The sequence below is a fragment of the Alsobacter sp. SYSU BS001988 genome (assembly GCF_054796215.1).
Genome location: NZ_JBTAMK010000026.1, coordinates 12,443 through 27,442, shown reverse-complemented (window position 1 = coordinate 27,442; position 15,000 = coordinate 12,443). Strand labels below are relative to the sequence as shown.

The 15,000-nt window shown below is 61.8% G+C and carries 16 protein-coding genes; 8 read left to right on the top strand and 8 right to left on the bottom strand.

The annotated features are described in order from the left end of the window. Window positions 1-106 precede the first annotated feature (106 nt). Window positions 107-1,063 (top strand): threonine ammonia-lyase, encoded by a 957-nt coding sequence (locus ACYVO7_RS24765; protein WP_460452438.1) that lies wholly within the window; start codon window positions 107-109, stop codon window positions 1,061-1,063. A 146-nt stretch (window positions 1,064-1,209) separates the two neighbouring features. On the opposite strand, the gene ACYVO7_RS24760 is transcribed toward ACYVO7_RS24765, so the two are convergent. Next, on the bottom strand, window positions 1,210-2,100 hold the full coding sequence (locus ACYVO7_RS24760) for a N(4)-(beta-N-acetylglucosaminyl)-L-asparaginase (RefSeq protein WP_460452437.1): 891 nt from the start codon (window positions 2,098-2,100) through the stop codon (window positions 1,210-1,212). Between the two features lie 14 nt (window positions 2,101-2,114). Here ACYVO7_RS24760 and ACYVO7_RS24755 point away from each other — a divergent pair, with 14 nt between their 5' ends. From ACYVO7_RS24755 to ACYVO7_RS24745, 3 genes are all read left to right on the top strand, one after another. Further along, on the top strand, window positions 2,115-2,528 hold the full coding sequence (locus tag ACYVO7_RS24755) for a sulfatase-like hydrolase/transferase (RefSeq protein ID WP_460452436.1): 414 nt from the start codon (window positions 2,115-2,117) through the stop codon (window positions 2,526-2,528). Next, on the top strand, window positions 2,446-3,195 hold the full coding sequence (locus ACYVO7_RS24750) for a sulfatase/phosphatase domain-containing protein (RefSeq protein WP_460452435.1): 750 nt from the start codon (window positions 2,446-2,448) through the stop codon (window positions 3,193-3,195). The genes ACYVO7_RS24755 and ACYVO7_RS24750 overlap by 83 nt, the downstream gene beginning before the upstream one ends. Window positions 3,196-3,269: 74 nt before the next feature. After that, on the top strand, window positions 3,270-3,464 hold the full coding sequence (locus tag ACYVO7_RS24745; RefSeq protein ID WP_460452434.1) for a hypothetical protein: 195 nt from the start codon (window positions 3,270-3,272) through the stop codon (window positions 3,462-3,464). 20 nt (window positions 3,465-3,484) lie between these two features. On the opposite strand, the gene ACYVO7_RS24740 is transcribed toward ACYVO7_RS24745, so the two are convergent. Next, complete coding sequence (locus ACYVO7_RS24740) at window positions 3,485-4,357, bottom strand: LysR family transcriptional regulator (RefSeq protein ID WP_460452433.1); 873 nt, start codon at window positions 4,355-4,357, stop codon at window positions 3,485-3,487. Window positions 4,358-4,501: 144 nt separating this feature from the next. Between ACYVO7_RS24740 and ACYVO7_RS24735 the strand changes: the two genes are divergently transcribed. From ACYVO7_RS24735 to ACYVO7_RS24725, 3 genes are read left to right on the top strand one after another with little or no spacing between them, the layout of a single operon-like run. Next, window positions 4,502-5,911, top strand: coding sequence for an L-lactate MFS transporter (locus tag ACYVO7_RS24735; RefSeq protein ID WP_460452432.1), 1,410 nt, complete (start codon window positions 4,502-4,504; stop codon window positions 5,909-5,911). A gap of 11 nt (window positions 5,912-5,922) precedes the next feature. Continuing rightward, window positions 5,923-6,081, top strand: a complete 159-nt coding sequence (locus tag ACYVO7_RS24730) for a hypothetical protein (RefSeq protein ID WP_460452431.1) — start codon at window positions 5,923-5,925, stop codon at window positions 6,079-6,081. 9 nt (window positions 6,082-6,090) lie between these two features. After that, a complete protein-coding gene (locus ACYVO7_RS24725) occupies window positions 6,091-6,216 on the top strand; it encodes an MFS transporter small subunit (RefSeq protein ID WP_460452430.1) in 126 nt (41 codons plus the stop codon). A gap of 572 nt (window positions 6,217-6,788) precedes the next feature. On the opposite strand, the gene ACYVO7_RS24720 is transcribed toward ACYVO7_RS24725, so the two are convergent. The 6 genes from ACYVO7_RS24720 to ACYVO7_RS24695 all read right to left on the bottom strand — a co-directional run bounded on the left by ACYVO7_RS24720 (window position 6,789) and on the right by ACYVO7_RS24695 (window position 13,340). Beyond that, on the bottom strand, window positions 6,789-7,553 hold the full coding sequence (locus ACYVO7_RS24720) for an SDR family NAD(P)-dependent oxidoreductase (RefSeq protein WP_460452429.1): 765 nt from the start codon (window positions 7,551-7,553) through the stop codon (window positions 6,789-6,791). 39 nt (window positions 7,554-7,592) lie between these two features. Then, window positions 7,593-8,474 carry a carbohydrate ABC transporter permease gene (locus ACYVO7_RS24715; protein ID WP_460452428.1) on the bottom strand — a complete coding sequence of 294 codons (882 nt, stop codon included), beginning with the start codon at window positions 8,472-8,474 and terminating at the stop codon, window positions 7,593-7,595. Window position 8,475: 1 nt separating this feature from the next. Then, entirely contained in the window at window positions 8,476-9,366 is an 891-nt protein-coding gene (locus ACYVO7_RS24710) for a carbohydrate ABC transporter permease (RefSeq protein ID WP_460452427.1), read from the bottom strand. 112 nt (window positions 9,367-9,478) lie between these two features. Beyond that, window positions 9,479-10,753 carry an ABC transporter substrate-binding protein gene (locus tag ACYVO7_RS24705; protein WP_460452426.1) on the bottom strand — a complete coding sequence of 425 codons (1,275 nt, stop codon included), beginning with the start codon at window positions 10,751-10,753 and terminating at the stop codon, window positions 9,479-9,481. A gap of 95 nt (window positions 10,754-10,848) precedes the next feature. Next, window positions 10,849-12,210, bottom strand: a complete 1,362-nt coding sequence (locus ACYVO7_RS24700; protein ID WP_460452425.1) for a hypothetical protein — start codon at window positions 12,208-12,210, stop codon at window positions 10,849-10,851. A gap of 200 nt (window positions 12,211-12,410) precedes the next feature. Next, window positions 12,411-13,340: a PfkB family carbohydrate kinase gene (locus ACYVO7_RS24695; RefSeq protein ID WP_460452424.1), complete on the bottom strand. Its 930-nt coding sequence runs from the start codon at window positions 13,338-13,340 to the stop codon at window positions 12,411-12,413. Window positions 13,341-13,582: 242 nt separating this feature from the next. Between ACYVO7_RS24695 and ACYVO7_RS24690 the strand changes: the two genes are divergently transcribed. After that, window positions 13,583-14,368 (top strand): DeoR/GlpR family DNA-binding transcription regulator, encoded by a 786-nt coding sequence (locus ACYVO7_RS24690; RefSeq protein WP_460452423.1) that lies wholly within the window; start codon window positions 13,583-13,585, stop codon window positions 14,366-14,368. Window positions 14,369-15,000: the final 632 nt, after the last annotated feature.

Below are 15,000 nucleotides of genomic sequence, written 5' to 3'. Positions count from 1 at the left end.
TTCACTACTCTGCTGACGGGATCCTCTACGGCCGTCGTCAGCCCGGCCGTGTCAGGCCCGGCAATTGCTGCTTGATTGTCGCGGCCCCCTACAGGGGGACGTTGTCATGATTGACCTTGCAGCGATCGAAGAGGCGCGCCAACGCATTGCGCCTTTCATTCGAAAGACACCCACACTGCCCTTTACGCAGTTGAGCGCGGGTGATCGAAGGGATCTCGCGGTTACCCTGAAACTGGAGCTGTTGCAGGCGGCAGGGTCCTTCAAAGCGCGCGGCGCGATGAACCGCCTCCTGACGCTGAGCGACAGCGAGCTTTCTCGCGGGATCGTCACCGCGTCGGGCGGCAATCACGGGCTCGCCATCGCGCGCTCGGCCCACGTCCTTGGCGCAAAAGCGAAGATCTACCTGCCGTCCAACGTTGTGGCGGATAAGGTCGTCAAGCTGAAGCAATGGGGCGCCGAGGTCGAGATCGTAGGCGACGTCTGGGATGAGGCGAACGCGGCAGCGCTAGCCTATGCTGACGGGACCGGCGCAACCTATGCCCACCCGTTCAGCGACCCGGTCGTGGTGGCGGGGCAAGGCACGCTGGGCCTCGACATTCTCGATGACATGCCAGACCTCGACGTCGTCCTTGTCGCGATTGGCGGAGGCGGCCTCATCAGCGGCCTTTCCACAGCCGTCAAGGCCAAGCGGCCGGGAACGCGTATCGTCGGCATAGAGCCAGTCGGATCGCCTACCCTACATGCCTGTTTTGAGGCGGGCCAGTTGGTCGCTCTCGACCGACTGGACACGCGTGTGGCGACCATGTCCTGCCGAAAAACGGATCAGGCGATCTTCGATATCGCCCGACGTAACGTGGACGAAATCGTCCTTGTCAGCGATGAGGAGATGGAACGGGCGGCTCAGTCGCTGTGGTTCGAATTCGGCGTCGCCGCAGATCTCTCAGGGTCAGCGTCTATCGCAGTGCTCCAATCTGGGCGTCTTTCTTTTGAGCCGGGCGCACAAATCTGTGCGTTGGTGTGTGGCGCGGGCGCAGACGGCTTGGTTCACGAGGCGGTTCAGTGAACAGGGATGGCGAGAGACCGTACTGAAAAATAACTACGGAGCTTGCTGCTCGCGCTCACCCGCCCGCATCCAGCACGGTGAAGACTTTGGCCTTAGAACCCGCTGACTCGGGCCAGCTCTCGATTCGACGGTCAGTAATGGGGGGATTAGCGGATGGTTACTCGGCGAGCTTCCACCATTTGCGGCGAACCCGAGGCATCCCAGAGCCAATAAAACCAAGGCTTCGGCGCGTTCACCGCCACGACCGAGTGCTCGCCGTTTCGGGCGACTGCATGCAGCGTGATTCGGTCGATCAAGCCGCCCTTCAGCCTTGAAAGATCGCGCACGACCTCGTCCAAAGCCTCGCGGACGGCCATCCCCATTTTCATGTAGAGCACGGCGGAGCGGGCCGCGGATGTGCGGATCGCCATTTCGCCGGCGCCGGTGCACGCCGCCGCGCCGTACTCCGAATCGGCATACATGCCGGCCCCAATAATGGGGCTGTCGCCCAGCCGACCCGGATATTTGAACGCCCAACCGGCCGTGGACACGCCCCCGGCCAGCGATCCGCGCGCGTCCAGAGCGAGGAAGACAGTGGTGCCCATCGGCTTTTCGGGGTCGATCGCGGCCCGGCAGTGGTCGGCGAGCGAGATTGCCGGGAAGGCGGCTCGCTCGGCGGGGGACAACTGACTGGCGAACCATTTCTCCCAAGGCGCCATCGTGTCGGGGAGCAGGTTGTCGTCGCGCTCGGCCTCACTCTCCGCCGCGAAGCGGGCCGCGCCCTCTCCCACCAGCATCTCGTGAGGAAGCCGCTCCAGCACCGCGCGGGCGACGCTGATGGGGTGGGCGAATCCCTTGAGCGCGCCCACGGATCCGGTCCGCAGGGTGTCGCCATCCATGATCGCGGCGTCCAGTTCGATCTCTCCAATGAGGTTCGGCCACCCTCCTTTTCCGACGGTGCGCACATTCGGGTCGCTCTCGACCTCGCGAACCCCAGCTTCGATGGCCTCGAGCGCGGACGCGCGGACACAAAACGTATATTGGATCCAAATCGGCACGCCAATGAGCATCCATGGCCGGGTTCAAAAGCTGGAGCGCGAGCGAGGGTGATTTTCCCCTCGTGCAATGCTTCGAGGGCGCGCTGAAATTCCTGGAGCGAAACAAGCGCGACGACGATTGGATCCTTCATCTCGAATGCTTCGACCCGCATGAGCCGTTCTTCGCGGCCAACCGTTTCAGGCAGGGGTTGCCGACCGGCTATCAAGGTCCCGTGCTCGGTTGGCCGCCCTATGGCTGCATGGACCTGTCCGGCGCGGAAGGCGACGAGTTGCGCGCCAACTATCTGGCGCTGGTGAAGATGTGCGACGCGTACCTTGGCAGGCTCCTCGACTATTTCGACGAGAATGAACTCTGGTCCGACACCGCCCTCATCGTGTCGACCGACCACGGCCTGCTGCTGGGCGAGCATGAGTTCTGGGGCAATTAACAGGCCGCCCTTCTTCAACGAAGTGACGCATATTCCCCTGTTCATACATGACCCCCGCCAATCATCCGCGGATGGACAGCGGCGATCGGAGCTGACCCAGACCACCGACCTGATGCCGACGGTGCTCGACCTGTTCGGAGCGCCCATCCCGCCCGAAGTGCGTGGTCGCTCGCTGCTGCCAACACTCGGTGACGACAGGCCCGTCAGGCCGGCCTGCATCTACGGGCAGTTCGGTGGGGCCGTGAACGTCACGGACGGGCGCTATACTTACTTTCGCTACCCAGAAGGCGATGAACAACTCTACCATTACACGTTGATGCCGGTGCACATGCGCAGCTTCTTCGAGCCTATCGAGCTGGCACAGGCCACGCTGTTCGGCCCCTTCTATTTCACCAAGGGATGCCAGGTCCTGAAGTTGCCGGTGGTCGCGGACGTCAAGGCCAACATGGTCTCGCGTTATCCGCTCCTCGACGCCGAGACTGCCCTCTACGACCTGTCCAGCGATCCAGGCCAGACGGCACCCCGAAGCCTCGCCGACGTGGAAGCGCGGATGATCGACCTGCTCGTCGGCGAAATGCAAGCGCATGACGCCCCGGTCGAGGTTTATCGCCGGCTTGGTCTTCATGAGCCCAGCAGGGTCGAAACGCGCCTGAGTGAGCTCCGATAGGATTTGCACCTCGCCCTGCTGTATCAACGGCGTTCAATTTGCGAAATTTCGCGAGACCGGTTATGAGCCCGCCGATGGAAAAGCTCACCGAGACAGAGGTCGCTGACCTCAAGCGATTGCAACGCCACCTGCGTGAGAGGCAACGTGATTTGGTGCTGGCGTCTGCGACCGGCGGTGGAATTCCGCCGGACAGAATGATTCAAAAGATCGCGGAACTCGAAAACGCCATCGTCGCAGTCGACGCGATACTGCAAGAGGGACGGAGCTAGACCAAAGCCGAGCTTGGCTATCAAGGCTGCTGGGCCTGCCGGATACCCTTCATAGTTCTCGCGAGATCTCGTATGGCGGACAGGGCGCCTGACGATATCGCGTTCAGAGCGCCTGCACCAAAAACCACATAGGCAGGCATGAAGAAATGCGGCGCACTCTCGACGAGGTGCAGCACGCCTGAGGCAAGATGTGGCGCGACGATCCGAGCTGGGAAATATCCCGACCCACCGTGACCCAGAACATGCTGAAGGCCGAGCCAACCGATATTGGCACTGAGCATCGGCCCGCCATAATCAGGGAAGCTGGCGCTGTGTCGGGTGTAAAATTCCGGTCCCCAGTCGATATAGACGTAGCCGGACTGGGGTTCGGCCGCCGTTTGGTGGTTGGTCGAGACCATCACCAAGCGATCGTCGAACAGATGCTCGACTTTCAGACCGGGACGGCTTTGCGGGGTGTACATCACCCCGATATCAAGCCGACCTTCGATTAACCCACGCATCAATTCGGGCTCTAGTGAGCTATCGACTCTGATCGAGACATCGGGCCAGCTCCGCTGCATGACTGGCAGCCACCGAATTAAGAACTCCTCCCAAAGACCGATGCGCCCCCCGATTGTGAGCGACCCAGCTACGCCTATCGGCAGGCCGACATCGTGATGCGCTTGCGCCACCGTTTGAAGCAGGGTCGCAGCGTGCCGCTGAAAGCGCTGCCCGGCTGCCGTTAAGGTCGTTCCAGCTTTGTTGCGGATGAAGAGCCGACAGCGGAGTTGCTCCTCAAGGGTGCTTATTCGCGTACTGACCGTGGATTGGCTGACATGTAATCGCTCCGCCGCGCCACTGAAATTTCCCGCGGACACGACAGCCAGAAACGTTCTCGCAAACTCAGTATCCATTGCACCGGATCGTATCGGATTTTCCGATCAGGTAGCCCATATTTATTCGATTGTCAAAACCATGGGTCTGACCGAACCTGTCCTTTGTTCGCCAGGAAGCTTTGCATGTCGCGGAACAGTTCAACAAACGAGTATGCGAAGTCTATGCTCCCCTTTCTCGATCGGGAGCGGACCATCGCCAAGCCCGGGTACAGCCGTTGGTTGGTTCCACCAGCCGCGCTGTGCGTACATTTGTGTATCGGGCAGGCTTATGCGTTCAGCGTCTTCAACTTGCCGATGACGCGCCTTCTCGGCATCTCGCAATCGGCTCCCGAGGACTGGAAGCTGACCGAGCTCGGTTGGATCTTCTCCATCGCGATGGTCTTCCTGGGATTATCAGCGGCAATCTTCGGACGCTGGGTTGAAGAGGGCGGGCCGCGCAAGGCCATGTTCACCGCCGCCATCTGCTGGGCGAGTGGGTTCCTGATTTCGGCGTTGGGAGTGAGTCTTCATAATCTTTGGCTTATCTACCTCGGGTACGGTGTTATCGGCGGCTGCGCACTTGGGATCGGCTACATCTCTCCAGTCTCGACCCTGATGAAATGGTTTCCCGACCGCCCGGGCATGGCCACGGGGATGGCAATCATGGGGTTTGGCGGTGGCGCGCTGATCGCCTCGCCACTCTCCGTCTGGCTGATGAGCAAGTTCCAGACCGCAGCGGACGTCGGCGTGCTCTGGACATTTGTGACGCTAGGCTGCGTCTACTTTCTCTTTATGATGTTCGGGGCTCTGACAGTACGGGTTCCGGCGCCGGGCTGGAAGCCGCGAGGCTATGTCTCGCCGGCAACCGCAAGCAAGCTTATCACTAAGAACGACGTGTTCGTCTATCAGGCGATCAAGACCCCGCAATTTTGGCTGATCTGGGTCGTTCTTTTCGTCAACACTACTGCCGGTATCGGTGTGCTCGGTCAGGCCTCGGCCATGAGCCAGGAAATGTTCCCCGGCCAGATCACTGCGGTCGCGGCGGCCGGGCTAGTAGGCCTGATGAGCCTATTCAACATGGGCGGTCGCTTCAGCTGGGCGTCACTTTCAGACTATATCGGCCGAAAGAACACCTACTTCGTTTATATGACGCTCGGCTTCGTGCTGTACATCACTGTCCCCTACGCTGGGGGTAGTGGGAACGTTGTGCTGTTTGTCCTCTGCTTTTTAGTCATCGTCAGTATGTATGGCGGAGGCTTCTCTACCGTGCCAGCCTATTTGCGTGACATGTTCGGCACGCGCTATGTGGGGGCCATTCACGGTATTCTTTTGACTGCATGGTCGGCCGCTGGCATCGCCGGCCCTGTGCTGATCAACTACATCCGCGAATACAACCTCGCGCACGGCGTGCCCAAGGCGCAGGCCTACAACGTAACGATGTACATCATGGCCAGCCTCCTCGTGGTCGGCTTCATCGCAAACTTCTGCGTCAGAGCCGTCGACAAGCGCCACCACATGACAACGGACGCGGAACCTGAGTCAGGCGCCAGGGAAATGCCAGGCTCTGCTCAGGCGATCCCGGGGCAAGCCTGAAAGGATTGATAATGCACACCGCAAAGTCTTCGGATGCACCGCTACTGCCATTGCTGCGCGCCTGGGTCAAGTACACGCTCGCGCATTTCAAGGCGTCGCTGAAGCCACGACACGGAGCCGAGCAAATCGCAGCCCTGGTCGCCGCTGGCGGCGACCCAACCGGCGTATGAGGAGCCATCATGCAGCATGTCGATAGTTCAACAAGCGGCACCATGCGCCTCGTGATAGCTTGGAGCATCGCCGGCATACCCCTGTTGGTTGGGGTGGTTCAGACGATCGCAAATGCGATGAAACTGTTTCAGTGAAAGCGCTGCGATTTTCCGACCCTGCTGGAAAACGAGCATGCTCTGGAACAGCTAAGGCCAGCGAAACTCGTCTGGGTTGCAAGGGATGGCACCGAAATCGCTCTAGGGCTTAAGCGGCACCACGCAAGAAGAGCTTTCGGCGCTGTCATAGAGCGATTGCTTCGCCACCAGTCTGTGGCTCGCCAGGGCGGCTAAGGGGGCATCGCGCCAGGCAGGCCCGTCTACTCGGCCAGCCGAGTCGAATGGGGACGCCCAAGCCTCCACAACACGCTCGAGATTGGGCCTGTCCCAAACACCGGGCACCGCCGGGGTCGGCCGCTAAGCGGCGGTAGAAGGGGCCGTATCGGTCGAAACAGTCTGCCATACCGCCTGTGGCGTTCAAGTCGATCGTTTCGAATGGCCCCCTAAAGCTCCAGCGCAGGCGGAGCCCATGCGGACCGTGAGGTCGAGGTCTTGTGGACTGACGTCTTCCACAACTCGTAGAAGCTAGGACAGAAGCGCTCGCGCCACCTACCGCGACCGCTGTCATGTGCGCTCCCATTTCGTCGTACTGCGGATCCTGCGACGCCCAGCTAGGGCATAAGTTGGCCGCCATTCACCTCGAGGACCTGGCCGGTGACATAGCCGCTAAGTTCACCCGACGCCAAGAACAGGAACGCCCCGACGCAATCCTCAGAGGTTCCCAGGCGCCCCATGGGGACGGTCCGGCGCATGGCCTCGATCTGCTCGGCGCTCGAATAGCGCTCGTGGAAGGGCGTGTCGATAACGCCGGGCGCGACGGCGTTGACGCGGATCTTCGACGGTACAAGCTCGCGCGCCATCCCTTTGGTGAACGCGCTGACGAATCCCTTCGCGGCTCCGTACAGGATCGCGCCGCCGCCGCCGCCGTTTCGCGCCGCGATAGAGGTCACATTGATGATCGACGCGCTCCCGTCTGTCGGCATGAGCGGCGCGATCTCGCGCGTCATCGCGAACACGGACCAGCAGTTGAGGCGCATGACGTTTTCGTAGTGGGCGTCGTCCATCTCGGTCGTGACCACGCGGCCGAGCATCCCGCCGGCGTTGTTGACCAGGACGTCGATGCGGCCGAAATGCGCCATCGTACGGGAGGCGAGCGCCTTCACGTCCGCCTGGCTGGTTACGTCCCCCTGCAGGGTCAGCACATCCCCGCCGTCGCGCCTAATGGCTTCAGCCACGTCCATCGCGGCGTCGTGGCTCGCGTTGTAATGGACCACCACCTTGGCGCCGTTGCGGGCGAAGCCCTTGGCGACGGCCGCCCCGATGCCCGTGCTGGCCCCAGTGACGAGGACGACTTTATCGTGGAGGTCGGAGATCATGTTTCATCCCGGATGAGGAGCGTCGAGGGGGGAGGTTGGTCAAGACGTCAGGGCGCCCGCGGTCATACCCTGCACCATGAACTTCTGCAGGAAAACGAACGCGACCACGAGTGGCAGGCTCGCCAGCACAGAGAAGGCCATCATGGTGTTCCACTCGGTCACGAACTCGGCCATCAGGCTGTAGATGGCCATCGTGAGGACGCGGTTCTCCCACGATTCGATGAGCACCACCGCAAACAGGAACTCGTTCCAGGCGAGCAGGAAGGTGTAGAGCCCCGCTCCGATGAAGGCTGGATACGACATCGGGATCAGGGTCCGGAAAATGGCTCCGAGCCGCGTGCATCCGTCCACCATGGCGGCTTCCTCGATGTCGCGCGGGATATTGAGGAAATAACTGCGCAGCATGAGGATGCAGAACGGCAGCGTGAAGGTGAGATACACGATGACCAGCGACGTCCGCGAGTCGTAGAGGCCGAGGGTGATGAATGTCCGAAAATACGGGATGCAGAGCAATACGAGCGGAAACATCTGCGTCGTGATCAGGAACATCAAGACCGCGCGCTGGCCGATGAAATTGAACCGCGCCAAGGCGTAGGCGGCCATTGCGCCAAGCACGAGAGAAAGGCCGGTCACCAGGAGCGAGACCACCATGGTGTTGAGGAAGACGACAAGAAACTTCTTGTTCGTGAAAATCTTGACGTAACCCTCCATGGTGAAGACCTGCGGGATCCAGTCCGGCGGCATCTTCATCACCTCGATGTTCGGGCGCACCGACACAGTGGCCATCCAGGCCAGGGGGAAGAAGACGATCACGATAGCCAGAATCAGGAGCGCGTATGCGATGCCGTTCAGCAGCCGCCGACGGCTTCTTAGGCCCAGGTGATAGGCGGAAATCCTCGTGGGCAGCGTTGCTGTGCGCATATCAGTTCACATTGCTCATGGTTCGACGCACATAGATTGCGCTGACAATGAAAAGGACGACGAACATCACCACGGCCTCGGCCGACGCGTAGCCGAAACGCAGCTTCTGGAAACCGTCGAAATAGATGACGGTGGCCAGAACCTCCGACGAATGGGCGGGGCCGCCCCCGGTCATCACGAAGGCCGGGTCGAAGGCGCGAAATGTCCAAATCGAGTCGAGGAGCACGACGGTGGTGATCACGCCCCGAAGTTGAGGGAGGGTGATGTGCCAGAACTGCCGGAGCAGCGTCGCGCCGTCGATCTCGGCCGCCTCATAGAGCTGCCGCGGGACGGCCTGGAGTCCGGCCAACAGCATCACCATGAAAAACGGAAAAGCGCGCCAGACATTCATGGCCGTGACCGAGCCGAGGGCGGTTGAGGGATCGCCCAGCCAGGAGACCGATGCATTTGAATCGATCACCCCCGCGGACACGAGGAGCCCATTGAAGACGCCGAAGGGCGCCAGCATGAGAACCCAGATCATCCCGGCGACTGTCGGCGCGAGCAGCCAGGGCACGATGAGCAAGCCCCGCGCCGCCGACCGAAACGCGTCGTTGATCCGCATATTCAACAGCAGGGCCAGACCGAGCCCGATGACGAGATGGAGAACGACGCTGAAGGCGGTGAATGTCACTGTCTGCCCGAAAGCTCGCCAGAACAGCGGGTCTTGCAGCAGTTCCGCGTAGTTTCCGAATCCGACCCATGTCTCGCGCTGCAGGTTGCTGTTGTAGAAACTCAGCCGAACCACGTCGACGAGCGGATAGATCAGCAATGCGACCAAGATCAGCAGGGATGGCCACAGGAACGAGTAGGCGAGTATCTCGTCGCCATACCGTCTCTTGAGGCTGAGCATCGTCCGCCGTCCGATGCTCGACCCCGCAGGCCTGCCGGGCAGGCGGGCGGGTTTTCGAGCGATCAGGAAGGGCGCCGGCGGAGCGCCCTTCTGGGATGGGGTCATCGCGCGCCTACTTGGCCGAGGCGAGAATCTTGTTCCACTCGGCGGCGGCGTCGTCGAGTGCCTGCTTGGCGGTTTTCTTGCCTTGCACGGCGTTCTGCACCTCCGTTGTCATGATCTTATTCATCTGGACGGCATTGGGCATCACCAGATACGGCGACTCGGCGTTGGGACGCTCCATCTGGGTCACGAAGGCCTGGAACTCCTTTCGCTCCTTGAACCAGTCCTGGTTGGCGACGTCGGTCCTGGCCGGGAACGCGCCCGTTCCCTTGGACCACATCTCGATGCCCTTCGGACCGGACATCCAGCGGATGAAGGCCCAGGCAGCGTCCTTGTCCTGGGCCTGGCTGGACAGCGTGTTCAGCGAGCCGCGGACCATGGTGCCGGTCTGCTTGCCGACGGGCAGCGGCGCGATCTCATAGTTCAGCTTCGGATTGAGCTGTTTCTGGATCGCGATGCCCCATGGGCCTTCCAGCATCATGGCGACGTTGCCGGATGCAAAGTTGGCCCGCTTCTCCTTCTCGCCATTGCTGAGCACGCCGGGAACGGAAATTTTGTCTTTGTTGATGCGCTCGACGTACCAGTCGATCGCCGCGACGCCCTCCGGACTGTTGAAGACGGCTTTATTCGAGCTGGCGTCGATCAGCTTCGCGCCAGCCTGGAGCAGAAGCGGATAGATCTCGTAGGTCATGTTCGTGGGCGGCTCGCCTTGCAGCGTACCCGTGATGGCGAACTGTCGCTTGTCGGGATTCGTGAGCTTGCGCGACATCTCCGCGAACTCATCCCAGGTCTTGGGCGCCCCAGAAAGGCCGGCCGCCTTGAACAGGTCAGTGTTCCAGAACAGCGCGACTGCGCCGCTCTCGACCGGCAGGTAGAACTGCTTACCGCGCCAGGTTTGGTGGAAGGTCTTCGGGATGTTGTCCCAGAACTCCTTTGGCTCTTTGGCGATCCTATCGTCGATCGCGTCGATCATACCCAGGTCGGCGAACTCGGCGACCCAGTCCACCTGGACCATGAGGACGTCCGGCAGCTTCTTGGCCTGGTGCTGGACGATGGCGCGATCGTGGAAGCCCGTGAAAGGCCCGTCGACCGGCACGAGCTTGATGCCGGGATTGTCCTTTTCGAAGGCGGCCTTCAGCTCGGACATGAACTTTTCGCCGACTTCGGTGCCTTTCCACTGGCCCCAGCGGACCTCCTTGTCCTGCGCGGCGGCGAGCATGGGCAGCGTGAGCGCGGAAGCGAAAGTCATCGTGGCAATCGTCAAAGACCTGCGTGACAGGCGCATGGGCGTCCTCCTCGTCGTTGTTAGCGTTTCCTCAGAGTTCATATTGTGGCGGCCCTGTTTTTGACGGCCGCTCTTTATCTCGTGTCAACGCGGCGCTATTGGGCCGCAATCCGTGAAAGCGTGGCGGGCATCGGCGGCGCGACCTTCGTGAGCGTCGTGTGCTCCTGAACGAGCCTGGAGGTGCCGCCGACATTCATCCAGGTAAACATGTCGCGGAACATGGCCTGAAGAGAGGCCATGACCTCGGCCGCGACCGGCTCCGGCAAGGCCCAATAGCGCGCCTTCATGACCTTCCAGGCCTTTTTGCGCGTATTGTAGAGGAACTGCACGTCGTTCTCGCCCGGCTGGCGCTCGGCGGCGTGGTTCGCGAAGGTGTAATTCCGGATCTCCTCGGCGAATTCCTTGGGCAGGCTCGGGTGATCGAAGGTGAGGTTGGTGAAACCGAGCGCAAGGTGGATTTCCACTGCGCCGGTTCCGGGGAACTGGGCGAGCTGGCTGCCCGGCAGCGTCGAGGCGCCATGCTGCACCGCGCCGGCCATGCCGAACTCGCCGCGACAGATGTCCGAAATCGTCTTCAGCAACGCGAAGTCGACCGTGACGTCCGCAAGTTTCCCGTTCGGCTGCATCTTGCCGCCGTGATAGGTGCCTGAGTTGATGCTGATCTTGCTGACGGGGGTCAACGACGTCCCCCTTGCGGCCAGCTCCTCACGATAGACCGTCATGAACTCGCGCAGTTCTTCTGGCGTGGTGTTCTCGTGACCGACTTCGCCGATCTCCGCGCCGAGCGAGATGGTGATACCCTTGGGTTCGATGCCGCGCACGAACTCGGTAAAATGCGCGGTCAACTCGGCGTTGAGGCGTTGCTGCTCCTTGACCGTCGGCAGCGACAGATCGACGACCGTGGAAGCGTCGATATCCAGGCTATAGAAACCAGCGGCGACCTGCTCGCGCATGATCCCCTCCAGCTTTTGAATCTCGGCCGCGCCATCGCGCCGATAGGCGTCTGCGTTCACCTGGTCGTGGTCGGCTTGGAGGAAGACCGGGCCCTCATGGCCTTCCCGCAGCGCCGCCGCCAAAACTCCGGCCGTGAACTCGGCGGGCGGTTGGTCCGCGTAGATGCTTTCCCCAACCGCCTGTTCAAAAATGAAGAGTTTTGCGTCCAACTCCTTCGCGGCGCGGAAGACGGCTCGGCAGGTGTGATAGGTCCAGCCGCGCAGATTCATGGCCGGAACGGTCCTGCCCTCCCACTTGCCGGCCGCGCGCGCGAGGTAGAGCTCCTGGACGGAGGAAGGCGTGACGCCGGCCGCCAAAGCCGCCTGCCTAATCGCCCAGATCGCCAACGCCCGGGCCTCCGGCTCCGCCAGGGCGGCCGTCTCGGCCCAACGGTCGATCATCTCCGGGGTCGGCCGCCGGGCCCGCCCGAAATCCGGCGATGGCGCCGAGAGATCGACGTTCAACGATCTGAGATCTTGGGCGAGGTCAGCCAGCGTGGCGCAGCTCATAAGGGCACCTTATCGGTTCGAAAGCGAATGTTCGGATCGAAGAGACTTGGGGACGAGCGCTGTGCGCTAAGAGTTGGACCATCCAGTGCAATAAGCTCTGAATGTTGCGGTCCCCAGTCTGTCGAGGGGTGGCTCGATGATGCATGTTATTTTCGTTATCGCAATGCCTCTTTCGGAAATGATGATTCATCCCCCCCATGCGCGAGCATGGCTTCCACGGCGAGCCTGTCCGGCATGCCGTTCCAACCGCATGCCCGCACGCCTTTCAGAGCGGCGACCGCAGACGCGAAACGAGCCGCCTCCAGAGGCTTCATTCCCTCCGCCAGGCCGAGCGCGTAGCCGCCGTGGAAGACGTCGCCGCAGCCGGTCGTATCGGCAACGACGACCTTGAACGCCGGGACCGCGACGATGTCACCGTCCAGCAGCCATAGACTTCCCATGGCGCCGCGGGTGACCGCGAAGACTTTGCCCGGGGCCGCACAGCGCCTGAGCAGATCCTCGGCCGCCCCGTCGCCGGCGAAGTCGCGAAGGCCTTCGCTGGAGAACACGACATGGTCGGCCCTGGCGATCAGTCGCTGGTTATCGGCGAGGGCGCCGCCATCCGCGTCGAGCACGGTCGGAACAGCCGCTGCGCGGGCTCGGTCCAGCACGGCTTCGGCGCCCGCCGGCCATCGGCTATCGGCCAGAACGACGGCGACGTCGGCCAGCGGATCCGCCGGGAGCACGGCAGGGTCGATGGGAAGGCTGCGACGGTCGGAGACGATGCTGCGCTCGCCGCCAGCATCGACGAGCACGATCGCGCGGAGCGTCCGCCCCTCGCTGATCATCGCGACACCGGAACAATCGACGCCGTGCTCCGTCATGATCCGGACCGCAACCTGCCCTGTCGCATCGGCGCCGACCCTGCCCCAGTAGGCCGCCGTCCCGCCGAGATGGCTGATCGCGACGGCTGCCGTCGCGGCGGGGCCGCCAAACCGGGACTGGTAGTCCAGGACACCGGTTTTGATGCCGGACGAGGGCAGCGCCTCAACCTGGAACACCTCATCATGGACGAGGTTGCCGACGCATATGATCCTCCGCCTCATGGCGCGACCGACCGCAGAGGCCAGCGCAGGCGTTGCATCACGCGCGAACCGGCAGGCGGGAGGCCCGTCGGGGAGAGCCCGTCGTCAGGCATGTTCCGTCCCGTTTTTCTTGGGCCCGTTCTCGACCGGGCTCCATCTTCGCGCCGGCGATCGCCTTTGCGCTCACGATGATGCAGGACGCGTTCCAATCCGCAACAAGCGTTTTCGGAAACGCACATTGCAATAACTGCAGGGCTGACGGTATGTATGCCGCCACAATGGACCGGCTCACAAAGCGCCACGGCGAAATTCTAGATAACCTCGGCCGCCGTGGGTATCTCGCGATCGAGGAGATGGTCAGCCTGTTCAAGGTGACCCCGCAGACCCTCCGGCGCGATCTTCAGGACCTTTCGGAGCGGGGCCTCTTGCGCCGGCATCACGGCGGGGCCAGCGCCAATGTAAGCACTTCAAATGCTGATTACGGACTGCGGCACGTCGAAACCGCGGACGGAAAAGCCGCCATCGGTCGGGTCGCGGCCGAACTGGTGAAGCCTGGCAGTTCGCTCTTTTTAACGCCTGGCACCACAGTCGACGCGCTCGCCAAGGCGATCGTGGAGCGTAGCCCAACGGGACTGCGCATTGTCACGAACAGCATCGCGGCCGCGTCAATCCTAGAGCAGTGTCCGGGAGTCTCGATCCAGATCACCGGTGGAATCTGGATGCGGCATAACCGGGCCGTCGGCGGTTCGCCTGCAGTCGAGTTCGTTGAAAACTACCGCTGCGACCTCCACCTGACGAGCATCGGAGCCATCGATCCGGACGGGAACCTGCTTGAATACCGTGACGAGGAGGTCGTCGTCGCGCGAGCCATGTTCCGCAACGCCCGGCGGAAGATCCTTCTGGCGGACCACACCAAATTCGGGCGAGTGGCCATGTCGCGTCTCGCCCATCTCAGCGACGTCAGCACCCTCATCACCGACCGGCCGCCGAACGACGCTACGACGCAGATGATTCGGCGGTCCGGATGCGAACTCATAGTGGCCAGCTAATCCCTCGCACGAGCAATCGCGCTATGAGCGCCCTGGACCAATCTAGAGTGTTAACGGCCCGGGCGTTGCCGGTCAGCTGAGAACGATCCTGATCCCACCTTTGAATCGCTGTTCACTTCCGGCATTTTCCCTGTTCCTAACAAACACAATCGCAGCAGCTATCGTTTAGTTTGCTTCAAGTTTGCGGGTCACACTGAAGCCGTTTCGGCGGATTGCCCAGAGCGTCACCTGTAAAATCCCTGCTAACAGGGTATCGGAGCATGGTTCGCAGGTGACTCTTTGCACGGCCACGAAGTCTCGCGTTCTTTTTTTCTCCTGCTCGAGACTGCTCGGGACCCGCTTCAGCCGCTGAACCACCGAGGTCTGAGCGATGGCGGTTCTCTGAATTCGAGATGAGCGCCGTTCTTTCGCTGAGATGGCCAATGCCACTGTCGCAAATCTCTGCGACACAGCTGACCAATGCGGTTCTGGTTATTCACCGCAGACCTGAGCTTACTTCCAGCAAACTTTCGCACAGGGCACGCATTCACGTCGGCTATGCGACAGCAACTTGAGTGCGGATCCGTCTACTTCGCGACAAGAGCGGACGTAGGGCGGCTGCCTCGGAGCGGACATTCGTACTTCCTGCTCCC

Excerpts from the sequence above, each read along its gene's own strand:
- ACYVO7_RS24730 (WP_460452431.1), top strand. The coding sequence starts at position 5,923 with ATGCACACCGCAAAGTCTTCGGATGCACCGCTACTGCCATTGCTGCGC.
- ACYVO7_RS24765 (WP_460452438.1), top strand. The coding sequence starts at position 107 with ATGATTGACCTTGCAGCGATCGAAGAGGCGCGCCAACGCATTGCGCCT.
- ACYVO7_RS24740 (WP_460452433.1), bottom strand. The coding sequence starts at position 4,357 with ATGGATACTGAGTTTGCGAGAACGTTTCTGGCTGTCGTGTCCGCGGGA.
- ACYVO7_RS24715 (WP_460452428.1), bottom strand. The coding sequence starts at position 8,474 with ATGCGCACAGCAACGCTGCCCACGAGGATTTCCGCCTATCACCTGGGC.
- ACYVO7_RS24725 (WP_460452430.1), top strand. The coding sequence starts at position 6,091 with ATGCAGCATGTCGATAGTTCAACAAGCGGCACCATGCGCCTCGTGATA.
- ACYVO7_RS24745 (WP_460452434.1), top strand. The coding sequence starts at position 3,270 with ATGGAAAAGCTCACCGAGACAGAGGTCGCTGACCTCAAGCGATTGCAA.
- ACYVO7_RS24720 (WP_460452429.1), bottom strand. The coding sequence starts at position 7,553 with ATGATCTCCGACCTCCACGATAAAGTCGTCCTCGTCACTGGGGCCAGC.
- ACYVO7_RS24695 (WP_460452424.1), bottom strand. The coding sequence starts at position 13,340 with ATGAGGCGGAGGATCATATGCGTCGGCAACCTCGTCCATGATGAGGTG.
- ACYVO7_RS24710 (WP_460452427.1), bottom strand. The coding sequence starts at position 9,366 with ATGCTCAGCCTCAAGAGACGGTATGGCGACGAGATACTCGCCTACTCG.
- ACYVO7_RS24755 (WP_460452436.1), top strand. The coding sequence starts at position 2,115 with ATGGCCGGGTTCAAAAGCTGGAGCGCGAGCGAGGGTGATTTTCCCCTC.
- ACYVO7_RS24750 (WP_460452435.1), top strand. The coding sequence starts at position 2,446 with ATGAACTCTGGTCCGACACCGCCCTCATCGTGTCGACCGACCACGGCC.
- ACYVO7_RS24705 (WP_460452426.1), bottom strand. The coding sequence starts at position 10,753 with ATGCGCCTGTCACGCAGGTCTTTGACGATTGCCACGATGACTTTCGCT.
- ACYVO7_RS24735 (WP_460452432.1), top strand. The coding sequence starts at position 4,502 with ATGCTCCCCTTTCTCGATCGGGAGCGGACCATCGCCAAGCCCGGGTAC.
- ACYVO7_RS24690 (WP_460452423.1), top strand. The coding sequence starts at position 13,583 with ATGTATGCCGCCACAATGGACCGGCTCACAAAGCGCCACGGCGAAATT.